Raw genomic sequence first — 14,056 nt, forward strand, 5'->3', positions numbered from 1 at the left:
CCTATATAACGTCCGCAAAAGTGCGTTCAGTATTGCGAAAAGTTCTGATGCCGCAAAATAGCAGTACAACCGCGTAGCCCACGCTGATGGAGAGCGCCCGAACAGGGCATTCCATGCTGCCAAGCACAGCCCACCGAAAACCATCAATAACGCCGACCATGGGATTGCACTCGTAAAGCAGACGCCACTTCTCCGGCACAATGCCTGACGAAAAGCCCACGGGCGACAGATACAGGCCGAACTGGGTAATGAAGGGAACAATGATGCGGAAGTCACGGTACGTTACGTTAAGCGCGCAAAGTATAAGCCCCGGCCCCAATGCAACAAGGGCGGCGAGTAAGGTCAGGGGCAAAACAGCCAGAACTTGCACGGGTGGCACATACTGATAGAACACCATCATCAATGCCAGCAGCACAAAAGAAATAACAAAGTCCACTACAGCTACGCCCATGGTCGCAGCGGGGACGATAATCCTGGGGAAATAAACCTTGGAAATCAGATTACTGTTGGCAACCAGACTGTTGGCAATGGCAGCGATAGCCGTGGCGAACATCTGCCAGGGGAGCATGGCCACAAAAACCATCAGTGGATATGGAGCCACGCCTTCGGAAGGCAGTTTTGCCACCTTTGCAAACACAAACGTAAAGGCCGCCATAGTCAGCAAAGGGCGCAGCACAGCCCACAAAATACCCACCACGGTCTGCTTGTACTGCACAGCCACATCGCGCCATGTCAATATGAGAAAAAGCTCCCGATAACGCCACAGGTCTTTCCAGTATTGCCGCTCTGCGCGACCGGCCTCAATGACAAGCTCGTGAGCCATAAACGCTAATAACCCCGCTTATGCTGGTTTTGCAAAAAATCGCTGTACGCATCGCCCAGGCCTTCCTCAAGCCCAACGCGGGGTTTCCACCCCATGCCCAAAAGCTTGCCCGAATCCATGAGCTTGCGGGGCGTACCGTCCGGCTTGGCAGAATCAGTATCGATCTCGCCGTTGAAGCCCACAACCCTGGCAATAAGCCGGGCAACTTCCATAATGGTGCATTCCTGCTGGCAGCCCACATTCACGTGTTCAAAGTCAGAATAGTTCTCGAGCAAAAACACGCAGGCTTCCGCCATGTCGTCCACGTGTAAAAATTCTCGCAACGCCTTGCCTGTACCCCAAATGGTCACCTTGGCGGCTCCGCCTTCCTTTGCCTCGTGAAAGCGGCGAATCAGCGCAGGGATTACATGGCTGTTTTCCGGATGATAGTTGTCTCCAGGGCCATACAGATTGGTAGGCATAGCGCTGATGGCGTCAAAGCCATACTGCTTGCGGTAGGCCTGGCACATCTTGATGCCCGAGATTTTAGCCAGTGCGTAAGCATCATTGGTTGGCTCCAGCGGCCCGGTAAGCAGAGACTCTTCCTTAATGGGCTGCGGGCACAACTTGGGGTAAATGCATGACGACCCAAGAAACAGCAACTTTTTACAGCCGTTGCGGTATGCGCTGTCGATGACGTTGTTCTGGATTTGCAGATTTTGATAAATGAATTCTGCAGGATATGTGGCATTGGCGTGGATGCCCCCCACCTTGGCGGCGGCAAGGATCACCACATCAGGCCTGTGCTGGGCAAAAAAAGCCCGCACCCCGGCCTGATCGCACAGATCCAGTTCCGCATGGGTGCGTGTGAGCTGCCGCTCATACCCAGAGCGCGTCAAGGCACGGCACAGGGCGCTACCTACAAGCCCCCTGTGCCCCGCCACATAAACCAGAGCATCCTTGAGCATGGCCTACTCGTTATGGCTGAAGGTTTTAAATCCCGCCACCTTGCACACGGCGTCGCGCATGCTCAGGGCAAGATCTTCGCGCGCCATTTCGGCCACCATGTCTTCAAAAGATGTTTTCGGCTCCCACCCCAGCTTTTCCTTGGCCTTGGCCGGTTGGCCCAGCAATGTTTCCACTTCTGTGGGGCGGAAGTAGCGCGGGTCAACGCGCACAATAACATCGCCGGGCTTGAGATGGCATTCCAGCCCCTGACGGTTGCCAGCAACCTGCTGCAAGCGGCTCACGTCAACGCTTGTTACGGTGCCGGTTTCTTCCACGCCAGTGCCCTGCCAGCTGAGGCAGACGCCAAGTTCTGCGGCTGCGGCATTGACAAAATCGCGCACGGAAAACTGCCGTCCGGTGGCGATAACAAAATCATCGGGCTTTTCCTGCTGCAACATAAGCCACTGCATTTCAACGTAATCGCGCGCGTGACCCCAGTCGCGCTTGGCATCCATGTTGCCGAGGTACAGGCAATCCTGCAAGCCAAGCACCATGCGCGACATGGCGCGGGTGATCTTGCGGGTCACAAAGGTCTCACCACGGATGGGCGATTCGTGATTGAAAAGGATGCCGTTGCAGGCATACATGCCGTAAGCTTCGCGATAGTTGACCGTAATCCAGTAGGCATAAAGCTTGGCGCAGGCATAGGGAGAGCGGGGATAAAACGGTGTTTTTTCCGTCTGCGGCACTTCCTGCACCAGCCCGAAAAGTTCAGAGGTCGAGGCCTGATAAAAACGCGTGGTCTCCGTGAGCCCAGCAATGCGAATGGCCTCGAGCAGGCGTAAGGTTCCGAGGGCGTCCACATCCGCAGTGTATTCGGGGGACTCAAAAGAAACCTGCACATGGCTCTGCGCAGCCAGATTATACACTTCGTCCGGCTTCACTTCCTGCATAAGGCGCACAAGATTGCTGGAGTCGCTTAGGTCTCCGTAGTGCAAGACAAAGTGCCGCCGATTGACATGCGGGTCTTCATACAGATGATCAATGCGGTCGGTGTTGAACAACGAGGCGCGCCGTTTGATGCCGTGCACCTCGTAGCCCTTCTGCAACAGAAACTCCGCAAGGTAAGCCCCATCCTGTCCGGTGATGCCAGTTATAAGCGCTTTTTTCATAATTTTAGTATATTATCGTTTTAATGGTGAAGCTACGAGGGCTGAAACTCTCTGCTGCCAGCTAAGAGGCGGGTAAAATACCTTGCAAGACTACCATTGTCCACTGGTCAAAACAGCAGTCGTGCTGCAGCCATACTGGCAGCCGTGTTACCCTTCCCGCCCGTATACATCTGCAAAGCGCACGATATCGTCCTCACCGAGATAGGAGCCTGACTGGATTTCAATAAGCACCAGAGGAATAACACCTGGATTTTTCAAACGATGCATGGTGCCAACAGGTATGTAGGTCGACTGGTTTTCCGTGAACAGCTTAACCAGATCGCCGTTGGTCACTTCTGCCGTGCCACTCACTACGACCCAATGCTCGGCGCGGTGGTGGTGCATCTGCAAAGAAAGCTCGGCACCGGGGTTCACAATGATGCGCTTGACCTGAAATCGCCCGTCCATGACAAGGGTTTCATAGCTGCCCCACGGGCGGTACACCAGGGGATGTTGCCTGCATTCGGGCCGCTGTGCGCTTTGCAGGCGGCCAACAATCTTTTTGACGTCCTGCACACGGTCGCGCGGTGCAACAAGCACGGCATCCTGCGTTTCCACCACCACGAGCCCGCTCACGCCTATGGCCGCCAGCAGCCTGTGGTTGGCGTTAAAATAGCAATCCTCGGCACCCTCGGTCATGACATCGCCAGAGCATACGTTGCCGGCGGCGTCTTGCTGCCCTATCTGATAAAAGGCTTCCCACGAGCCAAGGTCGCTCCAGCTGACGCCCAGCGGCACAACAGCCGCCAGACCCGTTTGCTCCATGACCGCATAGTCTATGGAATCAGACGGGGAGGAAAGGAATGCCTCGCTGTCCGGGCGGGAAAATGCCTGATCATCCTTGCGGCCCTTCCAGGCGGCATTGCAGGCGGCGTATATCTGGGGGGCAAAACGTTCCAACTCTTTCAGATACACAGAAGCCCGCAGCAGAAACATGCCGCTGTTCCACGAATAGCCGCCTCTGGCCAGCATGCCCGTAGCTTTGTCCGCATCGGGTTTTTCCACAAAACGGGCAACCCTGTAGCCATTGGCCCCAAGGGCCGCGCCCTGTTCGATGTAGCCAAAACCGGTTTCCGGGCCGGTGGGGGCGATGCCAAAGGTGACAATATACCCTTGTTCCGCCAGGGCCGCCGCATTTTTTACGCCCTTAAAAAATGCATCTTCATCACCAATGGCATGGTCAGAGGGCAATACCAGCATGGGCGGATCTGCGCCGTCTTCCGTCAGGGCAAATGCCGCCAGTGCAATAGCCGGCGCAGTATTGCGCGGTGCAGGTTCCAGCAGAATTTTGCCATGGACGCCGCATTGGTACAGTTCGGCGGTCACATAAAAACGGTGAGCCTCATTGCACACAATAACAGGCTCCAGGCTGTCCGGCGTGTGCTGCGCCCGCATCACGGTATCCCTGAACAGCGTTTTCCCGCCGCCCAGATCCACAAACTGCTTTGGGTATGTCTCGCGCGAGAGCGGCCACAAACGTGTACCGCTACCTCCGCACAGAATCACAGGGGCAATATTCTGCATAAATTTCCTCACCATTGCGTCAATGCTGGAACGCCGATCTGACACACCGCCAGAAGGGTCAACGAGCCCATGCTACGTCATCCCCCGCCCTCAAACAAGCGCCGGCGGCCGTGCCTATTGGGGACCGCTAAAGGTTACCTCAGGCAGGTATGGCCCCTCCCTGTTCTTCCAGAAACCGCAGTATTTCAGCCGTTTTTTCTTCCGTTAGTACGCGGTTCCCCCTGCTCTCCACATTCAGGCGCAACAGGGGTTCGGTATTGGACATGCGCAGATTGAAACGCCAATCGGCAAATTCCAGATTAACGCCGTCAATGCTGTCTTCGTGCAAAGCCGAAGCCGCATAACGATCCCTCACCTGCCGCATGAGCGCGGGTGCATCCTGCACCCGGCGGTTGATTTCACCACTGCACGGATAGGCCTCCATGCGTTCTGCCACCAGCGCGGCCAGGGGCTTGCCCGTGCGATGCAGCAACGAGGCCACCAGCAGCCAGGGCAGCATGCCCGAATCGCAGTAGGCAAAATCGCGAAAATAATGATGCGCGCTCATCTCGCCGCCATACACGGCATCTTCGGCGCGCATGCGTTCCTTCATGAAGGCGTGTCCGGTCTTGCCCATGACGGGCTGCCCGCCTGCGGCCTGCACCACCTCTCGGGTGTTCCAGTACACTCTGGTGTCGTGCACCACCTTGCCGCCAGGCACACGCAGCAGCAGCTCCCGCGCCAGCAGGCCTATACAGTAGTAACCTTCAATAAAATTGCCGTCCGCGTCATAAAAAAAGCAGCGGTCAAAATCGCCGTCCCAGGCAACGCCCATGTCCGCACCAGATTCGCGCACGGCAGCGGCTGTAGCCGCACGGCGTTCCGGCAGCAGGGGGTTGGGCACGCCATCGGGAAAAGTTCCGTCCGGCTGCATCTGTCGGCAGACAAATTCAAAGGGCAACGAGGCCATCAGATCTTTCAGCACTAGTCCGGCGCAGCCATTACCCGCATCAGCCACAATCTTCAGGGGCTTGCGTCCAGCAATTGGTGCAAGCTGCGCTGTACCACTGTATTCCAGCAGCCAGGCCACATAGTCAGCACGGAACGAGGCATGGTGCAGAGGGGAGACTTCAAGGGACTCGGCAGAGTCGCCGTTTTCGGCAAGAATGGCCTCCACGCGGTCGCGCAGGGCAAACAGGCCGGAATCGCCGCTGATGGGTATGGCCCCGCCGCGCACCAGCTTGAAGCCGTTTTCGTCCGCCGGATTGTGGCTGCCCGTAATCATGACGCCCGCGCCAAAGGGCTGGTTGGCGGCGGCATAATAGATTTCTTCCGTGCCGCACATGCCGATGTCCGTTACCTGCGCCCCGGCCTCACGCAAACCAAAGGCCAGCGCATCACGCAGTTCGGGGCCGGAAAGCCGGGCATCACGGCCAATCACAATGCTTTTTGCGCCCAGTATTTCAACAACGGCCCTGCCCAGTGCGCGCGCCAGCGGCGCATTGAGAACACCCGGCACACGGCCCCGGATATCGTAGGCTTTGAAGCATGAAAGTGAATTGCCCATGACGTCCCTCTTCTGAATTATATTGATGCATTGCCCTTTTCATTCCAGACCAAAAGAACAATGCATATCTTTTATCCAACTTGCAGCCCGATTGCCAATGTATTTTGACGCATACAGGCTCCGTACGGAATCTGACCGCCGTGCATACAAAACCTCAAAGTCCGCACAGCTGCCTTTACGGACATGTAACGCATAAAAAAGGGGCCACGGTATTATCCGTAACCCCTTGATATTGTGGTGGAGAAGAAGGGATTTGAACCCTCGACCCCCGCCTTGCGAAGGCGATGCTCTCCCAGCTGAGCTACTTCCCCACAATGGAAAGCTTAACGCAGGAAATGAGCAATAGGCAAAACCGCACGACTTGTCAAGCCTTTCTCCTGTTCAGCTGTGCATCCAGCCTCCGCCGCCTGTCAGGCAAAAGTTTCGATAATCTGCTGAATACGTTGCTCATAGCCGTGCTGCGCGCGCAGATGCTCGCGCCATGCCCGCCGCAGATCATACGCAGCTTGCGGATGCGCCCGAAACCATGCGCGCTTGACCATAAAGTCGCTCAGCCCGCGCAATGTCATGGGTTCGGTCAATTCCGCAGGGAAGATTTCCAATCCAGATGTGGCATCACTGAGCAGCAATCCGCCGCTGGCCCAAACGTCAAAATGGCGCTGACTCAAGCTGTGCGGCAACAGGAGGCTCGTTACGTTCAGCACGGCTTCTGCCCGCGCATACACTTCGGGCAGTGCCGTATAGTAATCCACTGGCGGCAGTATTTCCGTGCCAGGCAGCAGGGGCTTCCAGCCGTCATCGCCGATGACGCGCAGCCCGCCCTTGCCAGCCCCTGCGGCTAAAAGCCAGCGTTTTCTGTTGGCCTGCGCGCAACGCTCGGCCCCGAGGCCCGGACGGCGCACATCATAACCAGGCCACGGCCTGCCCCCCAGTTTGTCGTGCCACCAGAAAAAATGCGGCGCATTCTGCGGCCCAGTGCTGGCCTCAAGCAGCGCTGCGGCCTCAGCCTCCAAAGCTTGCGGCACACTGGCCGCAGCAAAAAAGCGCTCTTTTTCAGGAAAGGCGGAACGCCCCACAAACAGGGGCGGCTCCATATTAATTGATGACGGAGCAAAGCTCGGCAGATCGCGCCACATATGTGGTGCAACAGCCAGGGGCAGATGAAAAACCTGGCCCGCGCCATGTTCTCTAAGGCCGTGCGCAAAGCTGACATCCGTCACAAAAATATGGGCATCCCGCCACCAGGGCAGCCGCACACCAGACAAAACATGCCAGGGATTGTCCACAAACCACAGGGCAACGGGAATCCCAAGGGCCCGGCAAAGCTCAAAAACGCGCCCGTCAGCGTCCAGCCCGCGCATGTTGACCGAGAGCATAAATGCAGGATTGCCTCCTCGCAAAAGGACGCGCCAGCGGGCCAAGAAATCATTTTCACGGGACGCCCGCTTTCCGCTCATGTCAGATACAGGCTGAGGCTGGGCATCCACCACCGGCCCGAAACCGCACCCGGCGAGAGCCGTGCGTAATTCCTGATGCAGCAACTGCCCATCGTTACCCGGCAGCAGAACTGCCCCGCGCGCGCCTGCCCCAACTCTAGGGAAGCCTCCCCTGCCCGCTGCCGTCATGGGCCCACTCGGCGTAGCAGATGCAGGAAGGGCGAGGGTCGCATCCACGCGGCCCAGCAATGGCCCCCAAAAATCAGGATCAAGCCGTAAGCCGGGCGTGTAAAAGCAGCAAAGGCACTGCCCGGCCAGAGTCGCTGCCTGCTCTGCGGTGACCGCGCGCCAGCTGGCGGGCAACGGCTCGCGTGGCAAAAGCCCGGCCTCCAGCCTCCATACCTCCATGGCGCGGGCCACAAGTGGGGATTCCAGCCAGTATACGGCGGGAGCATTGGTAATCAGGGGCAAAACCTGCGGCAGGTTTGCTCCTGATTCTGGCCCCAGCCCGAGCAGCAGCACGGCATCTCCCTCTCCCCGGCAGGTCCAGGCTTCCGGGCCATCGGGCAGGCTCACGGCCCGGCCCGCAAAATCCAGCAGGCGAACCCGCTGCGGGCGTTTGTTTTGTTCGGCCATTTTCTTCTCCGCCAATGCAGGCTCCTTGCGGAACTGTCCCATCAATAAAAAGCCCCGCTGCGGCAAGCAAGCGGGGCAGAATAATCCTAAGCTCCGCGCCGATTACGGCAGCCGGAGGTTCTCCCCTGTGGCTGGCATACTTTGCGCCGATAATGGCGCGCCATTGCCAGAACTGCAAGACCCACACAAGGGAATGCATGAACTATCCACGCAAGCAGGTAACTTCTCTGCCGCGTGAACGCAAAAAACATAATCCTACTGGATCACACCGCAGGCGATACGCGCCCCGCCGCCGCCAAGGGGAGCTGGCTGGTCGGAATAGTTGTCGCCGCCAGCATGGATCATGAGCGAGCGGCCCTTGATGTCGGTTGTGGTCAGATCAGCCACATGCAACTTGGCCTTCACATTTTGCTGCGCATCGGCGGTTATAAGCGGCAGATCACCCTTGTGCCCATGCTTGCCGGGGCCTTCATGTTTGCCAGCGTGGGAGGGATCATAATGCCCCCCGGCGGCAAGGCCGGCCACATTGACGCCATCCTTGGCAGCGGGCGCGCACGAAGGATTTTCATGCACGTGCATGCCGTGGTCGCCCTGAGGGATACCGACGACATCAACCATAATATCCATGCCGCCCTTGCCGTCGTCCTCAAAAACAACAAAGCCGATGGCCTCGCCAACACCTTCGCTGCTGATCTTGTTCACAGGAACTTTAACACTTTCCGCCCGTACCGTCTGCGCTCCAAAGGCGAGCGCGCAACCCGCAAGACAAGCGGCCAACAGAATCCGTTTCATAGCCTCTCCTTACTGGTGATAGTGTGCGAGATCAAAGGTTCTGGAAACTTATTGAAAAAATATCCTGATAAATCCTGGAGGTCAACCTGTTCAGCAATTTTGCGCGGCTCATCACGAGGGGCTGCACTGCGCACTTGGCGAGCGCAAGAAAAAAGGGTATGATCCCCTGTTGGAATTTACCATGAAAGAATACCGAGATCATTATTTTCTGAAGGCCAAGCGCGAGAACTATCCCGCCCGCTCGGTCTACAAGCTCAAGGAGCTGGACTCCAAGTTCCACCTGCTGCGCCTCGGCCAGCGGGTTCTCGACCTTGGCGCGGCCCCCGGCTCGTGGTCCATGGGTGCAGCGGAAAAGGTCGGCACGCGTGGACTTGTGCTTGCCTGCGACATTCAGAGCACCGAAACGGTGTTTCCGCCGCAGGTCACATTCATGCAGGAAGACGTGTTCAACCGCTCTGCCGAATTTGAAGCCAAGCTCAAGGAGCTGGGGCCTTTCGACGTTGTCATCAGCGACATGGCTCCGCGCACTACGGGCACGCGCTTTACGGATCAGGCCCGTTCTCTTGAGCTTACGGTTGAGGCATTGGCTGTAGCCTGTCTGCACCTCAAAAAGGGCGGCAGCTTTGTGGTCAAAATTTTTATGGGGCCGGATATTCAGGAGCTGCTTGCACCTATGCGCAAAGCTTTTGATGCGGTCAAATCGTTCAAGCCCAAAAGCTCGCGGGCCGAAAGCAAGGAAACATTTTTTGTCGGCCTTGGTTTTCGTGGTCAGGCGGGCGCGGCCCCAACGGCGCACATGCCGGGCGAAACCGCCGGGGAAACTTCGCACGAAGTTGCCGACGACGCGCCGCCGGGTATATAAACATACTCTACATGAGGTTTCGGAGGTTTTATGTCAGGTCACAGTAAATGGGCCAATATCCAGCACCGTAAGGGTCGCCAGGACGCCAAGCGCGGCAAGATTTTCACCAAGGCCGCCAAAGAAATCATCATCGCAGCCAAGGGCGGCAGCGATCCTGTGGGCAACTCCCGTCTGCGCGCGGCCATAGCCGCCGCCAAGGCCGTCAATCTGCCCAAGGACAAGATTGAGGCAGCCATCCGCAAGGGTACGGGTGAAGACGCAGGCGGCGACCTGACAGAAACCTTCTACGAAGGCTACGGGCCCAGCGGCATCGCCATCATGGTGGAAGTTGCCACTGACAATAAAAACCGCACCGTGGCCGAAGTTCGTCACCTTTTTACCAAACATGGCGGCGCCATGGGTGAAAATGGCAGCGTGGGCTGGATGTTTGACCGCAAGGGCGTTATCGCCGTGGACAAGGCGGCCTACCCCGAAGACAAAATCATGGAAGCCGCTCTTGAAGCCGGCGCAGACGATGTCATCGATGATGAGGACGTGTGGACCATCCACACCGCCATGGCCGATTTCACCGCTGTGCGCGATGCGCTGGAAGCTGCCGGCATTGCCATGCAGGAAGCCGAACTGGCCATGATTCCGCAGAATCTTGTGGCTGTGAGCGCCGAAGTGGGCATGAAGGTGCTGCGCCTCATGGACGCGCTGGACGACAATGACGACGTTCAGAATGTCTATGCCAACGCGGACTTCCCCGACGATATGCCCACCGACTAACGCATATTCACTTTGAGATGTCTGGCGGGGGAGAATCCCGTTTGTAAGACGGGTCACTCCCCCGCGCAGCCAGCCAAACTTCGCAAAATCACGCCGACCGTGCCTCCAGCGTTGCGCATCAACCGCACTTGTTCCTCCTGCCTCCCTGCGTTATACTGACAAAGCGTCACAAGGCCCGCAGGCCATCCACCTGCTGACGGCGCTCCTACATCAAGGCATTCTCACGTTGAAATACTTGCTTGAAGGCGAAACGGATTCGCCTGGCAAAATATTTTTTAGCGGGAGTTTTTACAAAAAAACGTGCAGAGCAGATGCATACTTCCAATGATAATCTGCTCCAACCGATAATCCATATCAGAGGCGACAGGCGGTATTCATGCAGGCATGGGACATTGAATTTCGGGCTCTTAGCGTGGGCTACGGCGAGCATGTGGTTCTGCGCGATGTCAATGCGGTGCTTCCGGGCGGCAAGGTTTCTGTAATTCTTGGCGGTTCCGGTTGCGGCAAATCCACCCTGCTGCGCCATATTATCGGCCTTTCGCGCCCACAGGCTGGTCATGTGCTCATAGGCGACAAAGACCTCTTTGCCCTGCCCCAAAAAGAATTTCGGCGCATGCGCCGCAACATGGGCGTGCTGTTTCAGGATGGCGCGCTGCTGGGCGCGCTGTCGCTGGTGCAAAACGTCACCCTGCCCCTCACAGAACATCTGAACCTTCCCAAAAAACTTGTTCGCGAGGCGGGCCTGCGCGTGCTGCGCATGGTGGGTCTTGAAGATTTTGCCGATTTTTATCCCAACCAGCTTTCTGGAGGCATGCGCAAACGCGCGGGCCTTGCGCGGGCCATTGTGGCCGAACCGCGCATTTTGCTGTGCGATGAGCCGACCTCCGGCCTTGACCCCATCACCGCCGCCCGCATGGACGAACTACTGCTTGCCATGCGCAGGCAATATACCAACATGTCGGTGATTGTGGTCAGCCACGATCTTGCCAGCCTGCGGGCCATTGCCGACCATGTTCTGGTGCTGGGCGAAGGCCGCGCGCTTTTTTCCGGCTCGCTGGCCGAGCTTGAAGCAAACAATGACCCGTATCTGCGGCAATTTTTGCTGCGCGAACCCGGCGACACGCAGGCCGCCATGGGCGAAGCGCCAGATCCGGCGGTGCGGCAGGCCCTTGACCGCTGGCTGGCATCATAAAAAATGCGCCGCCTGCATAATAAATTGCGATAACCAGGCGATTCGCGATTCCCTACTCAACAGTAGGGCTTGAAACTTTGTCATGGCGCACTTATACTGAGATTTGATCTTATTGCCGAATTATCTGTGGAGCTACCTGAACCTTATGAGTACTGTTCGTGAAACCGCTGTGGGCCTTTTTGTCCTGTTCGGCCTTGTATGCGTTGCTTACCTGACCATCAAGCTGGGCAAGATGGAAGTTTTCAACCAGCAGGGCTTTGAACTTTCTGCCAACTTTGATTCTGTTTCCGGCCTACGGGTCGGGGCGGATATTGAAATGGCCGGGGTGCCGGTGGGCCGCGTGGTAAGCATTGGTCTTGACCCAGACCCGGTGCGCAATCAGGCAGTGGTACGCCTGCGGCTCGACAAAGACCTGAAACTTTCGGACGACAGCATCGCCTCCATCCGTACCAGTGGCCTCATTGGCGACAAATATGTCAGCCTTTCGCGCGGTGGTTCGGAGCATGTCCTTGCGGCTGGCGACACAATTACTGAAACGGAATCCGCCGTTGACCTCGGTTCCCTCATCGGCAAGTACGCCTTCGGAGGAGTCAAATAACAATGACCATTCATGCGATCACACGCCATATAGCCGCAGGCTTTCTGCTTGCGCTGCTGACGGTTGCGCTGTTGCCCGGCGCGGCCAGTGCGAGTTCTCCTGCGCAGCTGGCGCTGGAGACTTCCATCAGCCGCATCCTCAACTCCATCAAGAACCCCGACTACGTCAATCCTGCCACGCGCCGCCCGCTACGCCAGCAGATTGAAGATGAAGTCCTGCACATTTTTGATTTCAAAGAATTTTCTTCGCGCACGGTGGGGCCGCGCTGGGGCACATTCAGCCCGGCGCAGCAACAGCAGTTCAGCGATGCCTTTGCCGAACTGCTCCTGAATACCTACCTGAGCAAGATTGACGGCTACAATGGCGAGCAGGTCGTGTACACTGGCGAGGTTTCGTCCCCCAAGGGCGACCGCACCGAAGTGCGCACAATCATCACCATGAAGGACTCGAAGAAAGTCCCCGTTGCTTATCGCATGCTCCCCAAAAACGGATCATGGCTTGTTTATGACGTGCTGATTGAAAATATCAGCCTGGTCAAAAACTATCGCACCCAGTTTCAGGACATTCTGAACACCGGCAGCCCTGACCAGCTTATTGCCAGGGTCAAGGCCAAGGCGCAGGAGGTCCGGCAGGGCAATGGCCAGTAGCTACTCCTCAACGCTGCCGGGACATCTCTATGTGCCCGGTTTTCTGCTGGCCGCACTGCTGTGCTTGTGGCATGCGCCAGCCAGTGCGGCCCCCAGTCAGGCGCCTGCACCCTCCACTGTGTACGGCAAGTCACCTCAGCTTCAGCCTGGGGCCATCACAGTAACGCCCTACGGAACCATGAGTGCAGACAATACCCTGGACGACTACGACAACGAGCCGATCCAGAGCATTTCTGACCCCATTGAGCCTTGGAACAGGTTCTGGTTCCACTTCAACGACATTTTCTTTCTCTACGTTGCCAAACCCACCTACACAGCATGGGAAACCGTCACGCCGCACCAGTTGCGTTCCGGGTTGAAAAATTTCTTTTCCAACCTTCTGTTTCCTGTGCGTTTTGTGAACAACATTCTGCAGTTCCGCTTTTTTGAAGCGGGGGTGGAATTTGGGCGGTTTGTCATCAACACCACTTCCAGCGCGGGCTTTGCCGATGTCGCAAAGGGACACAAAACCATTGTGCCCATTGATCCCACAGGCGAAGACTTTGGCCAGACTCTCGGCCGCTGGGGCCTTGGGCATGGTTTTTACATTGTCTGGCCCATCATTGGCCCAAGCTCCGTGCGCGACACTGTGGGCCGCGCTGGTGATCTGTTTGCCGACCCGCTTTTCTACCTGCAACCCACAGAACTGGGCCTTGGCGTTGGCGGCGGCCTGCGGTTCAACGCCCTTGGCGATGTGCTGCCTCTGTATGAAGACCTGAACACCGTGGCTGTCGATCCCTACATTGCCATGCGCGAGGCCTATGTGAACTTCCGCAAGGCGCAGGTGTTGCACTAGATATTGTCCTATAAGCCAGAGTGAAGCCCCCGACGGAAACGCATAGTTTTTGAGCCGGGGGCTTTTTACGTTTTGGGATATATTTTGGGCGTAGATGAGGCGCGTTTTCGGCCGATCTGTACGATACTATTTTTTTCTGCCCTTCGGGCGCAATTTTCCGCCTTCCGGCGGGGTTTGGGACGCCTGTGCGGCGCGCAGCAAGGCGGGGCCGGTTATGGGGCTACGCCCCCTTCTCGGCCCCCCTTGCATCCCCCCCGAA

13 protein-coding genes and 1 tRNA gene are annotated in these 14,056 nt (G+C 57.3%); 6 read left to right on the forward strand and 8 right to left on the reverse strand.

Features of this window, described 5'->3' with window-relative positions; all coding sequences use genetic code 11:
- Nucleotide 1: 1 nt before the first annotated feature.
- The 8 genes from RDK48_RS10220 to RDK48_RS10255 all read right to left on the reverse strand — a co-directional run bounded on the left by RDK48_RS10220 (nt 2) and on the right by RDK48_RS10255 (nt 8,895).
- A complete protein-coding gene (locus RDK48_RS10220) occupies nt 2–823 on the reverse strand; it encodes an ABC transporter permease (protein ID WP_298994762.1) in 822 nt (273 codons plus the stop codon).
- A gap of 5 nt (nt 824–828) precedes the next feature.
- A complete protein-coding gene (locus RDK48_RS10225; RefSeq protein WP_298994769.1) occupies nt 829–1,770 on the reverse strand; it encodes a GDP-L-fucose synthase in 942 nt (313 codons plus the stop codon).
- Nucleotides 1,771–1,773: 3 nt separating this feature from the next.
- Nucleotides 1,774–2,922: a GDP-mannose 4,6-dehydratase gene (gene gmd, locus RDK48_RS10230; RefSeq protein ID WP_298994772.1), complete on the reverse strand. Its 1,149-nt coding sequence runs from the start codon at nt 2,920–2,922 to the stop codon at nt 1,774–1,776.
- A gap of 147 nt (nt 2,923–3,069) precedes the next feature.
- Nucleotides 3,070–4,485 carry a mannose-1-phosphate guanylyltransferase/mannose-6-phosphate isomerase gene (locus RDK48_RS10235; RefSeq protein ID WP_298994774.1) on the reverse strand — a complete coding sequence of 472 codons (1,416 nt, stop codon included), beginning with the start codon at nt 4,483–4,485 and terminating at the stop codon, nt 3,070–3,072.
- A 139-nt stretch (nt 4,486–4,624) separates the two neighbouring features.
- On the reverse strand, nt 4,625–6,031 hold the full coding sequence (locus RDK48_RS10240) for a phosphomannomutase (RefSeq protein ID WP_298994777.1): 1,407 nt from the start codon (nt 6,029–6,031) through the stop codon (nt 4,625–4,627).
- Between the two features lie 235 nt (nt 6,032–6,266).
- A tRNA-Ala gene (locus RDK48_RS10245) sits at nt 6,267–6,342 on the reverse strand.
- A 99-nt stretch (nt 6,343–6,441) separates the two neighbouring features.
- Nucleotides 6,442–8,103 (reverse strand): glycosyltransferase, encoded by a 1,662-nt coding sequence (locus RDK48_RS10250; RefSeq protein WP_298994780.1) that lies wholly within the window; start codon nt 8,101–8,103, stop codon nt 6,442–6,444.
- Nucleotides 8,104–8,358: 255 nt separating this feature from the next.
- Complete coding sequence (locus RDK48_RS10255) at nt 8,359–8,895, reverse strand: superoxide dismutase family protein (RefSeq protein ID WP_298994783.1); 537 nt, start codon at nt 8,893–8,895, stop codon at nt 8,359–8,361.
- Between the two features lie 181 nt (nt 8,896–9,076).
- Here RDK48_RS10255 and RDK48_RS10260 point away from each other — a divergent pair, with 181 nt between their 5' ends.
- From RDK48_RS10260 to RDK48_RS10285, 6 genes are all read left to right on the forward strand, one after another.
- Nucleotides 9,077–9,757 carry an RlmE family RNA methyltransferase gene (locus tag RDK48_RS10260; protein WP_298994798.1) on the forward strand — a complete coding sequence of 227 codons (681 nt, stop codon included), beginning with the start codon at nt 9,077–9,079 and terminating at the stop codon, nt 9,755–9,757.
- A gap of 30 nt (nt 9,758–9,787) precedes the next feature.
- Nucleotides 9,788–10,525, forward strand: coding sequence for a YebC/PmpR family DNA-binding transcriptional regulator (locus tag RDK48_RS10265; RefSeq protein ID WP_298994801.1), 738 nt, complete (start codon nt 9,788–9,790; stop codon nt 10,523–10,525).
- Nucleotides 10,526–10,901: 376 nt separating this feature from the next.
- Entirely contained in the window at nt 10,902–11,717 is an 816-nt protein-coding gene (locus RDK48_RS10270) for an ABC transporter ATP-binding protein (protein ID WP_298994802.1), read from the forward strand.
- A gap of 145 nt (nt 11,718–11,862) precedes the next feature.
- Nucleotides 11,863–12,315, forward strand: a complete 453-nt coding sequence (mlaD, locus tag RDK48_RS10275) for an outer membrane lipid asymmetry maintenance protein MlaD (protein ID WP_022659649.1) — start codon at nt 11,863–11,865, stop codon at nt 12,313–12,315.
- Between the two features lie 2 nt (nt 12,316–12,317).
- A complete protein-coding gene (locus RDK48_RS10280) occupies nt 12,318–12,962 on the forward strand; it encodes an ABC transporter substrate-binding protein (RefSeq protein WP_298994803.1) in 645 nt (214 codons plus the stop codon).
- Nucleotides 12,952–13,797 carry a VacJ family lipoprotein gene (locus RDK48_RS10285; RefSeq protein ID WP_298994804.1) on the forward strand — a complete coding sequence of 282 codons (846 nt, stop codon included), beginning with the start codon at nt 12,952–12,954 and terminating at the stop codon, nt 13,795–13,797. The genes RDK48_RS10280 and RDK48_RS10285 overlap by 11 nt, the downstream gene beginning before the upstream one ends.
- The last annotated feature ends 259 nt before the right edge of the window (nt 13,798–14,056 follow it).

This window comes from uncultured Desulfovibrio sp. (assembly GCF_902477725.1).
Lineage (GTDB): Bacteria > Desulfobacterota > Desulfovibrionia > Desulfovibrionales > Desulfovibrionaceae > Desulfovibrio.

What these genes read in the sequence shown, in the direction of transcription:
- RDK48_RS10220 (WP_298994762.1), bottom strand. Translation starts at nt 823, where the DNA reads ATGGCTCACGAGCTTGTCATTGAGGCCGGTCGCGCAGAGCGGCAATAC.
- RDK48_RS10270 (WP_298994802.1), top strand. Translation starts at nt 10,902, where the DNA reads ATGCAGGCATGGGACATTGAATTTCGGGCTCTTAGCGTGGGCTACGGC.
- RDK48_RS10235 (WP_298994774.1), bottom strand. Translation starts at nt 4,485, where the DNA reads ATGCAGAATATTGCCCCTGTGATTCTGTGCGGAGGTAGCGGTACACGT.
- RDK48_RS10255 (WP_298994783.1), bottom strand. Translation starts at nt 8,895, where the DNA reads ATGAAACGGATTCTGTTGGCCGCTTGTCTTGCGGGTTGCGCGCTCGCC.
- RDK48_RS10285 (WP_298994804.1), top strand. Translation starts at nt 12,952, where the DNA reads ATGGCCAGTAGCTACTCCTCAACGCTGCCGGGACATCTCTATGTGCCC.
- mlaD (WP_022659649.1), top strand. Translation starts at nt 11,863, where the DNA reads ATGAGTACTGTTCGTGAAACCGCTGTGGGCCTTTTTGTCCTGTTCGGC.
- gmd (WP_298994772.1), bottom strand. Translation starts at nt 2,922, where the DNA reads ATGAAAAAAGCGCTTATAACTGGCATCACCGGACAGGATGGGGCTTAC.
- RDK48_RS10280 (WP_298994803.1), top strand. Translation starts at nt 12,318, where the DNA reads ATGACCATTCATGCGATCACACGCCATATAGCCGCAGGCTTTCTGCTT.
- RDK48_RS10225 (WP_298994769.1), bottom strand. Translation starts at nt 1,770, where the DNA reads ATGCTCAAGGATGCTCTGGTTTATGTGGCGGGGCACAGGGGGCTTGTA.
- RDK48_RS10265 (WP_298994801.1), top strand. Translation starts at nt 9,788, where the DNA reads ATGTCAGGTCACAGTAAATGGGCCAATATCCAGCACCGTAAGGGTCGC.
- RDK48_RS10240 (WP_298994777.1), bottom strand. Translation starts at nt 6,031, where the DNA reads ATGGGCAATTCACTTTCATGCTTCAAAGCCTACGATATCCGGGGCCGT.
- RDK48_RS10260 (WP_298994798.1), top strand. Translation starts at nt 9,077, where the DNA reads ATGAAAGAATACCGAGATCATTATTTTCTGAAGGCCAAGCGCGAGAAC.
- RDK48_RS10250 (WP_298994780.1), bottom strand. Translation starts at nt 8,103, where the DNA reads ATGGCCGAACAAAACAAACGCCCGCAGCGGGTTCGCCTGCTGGATTTT.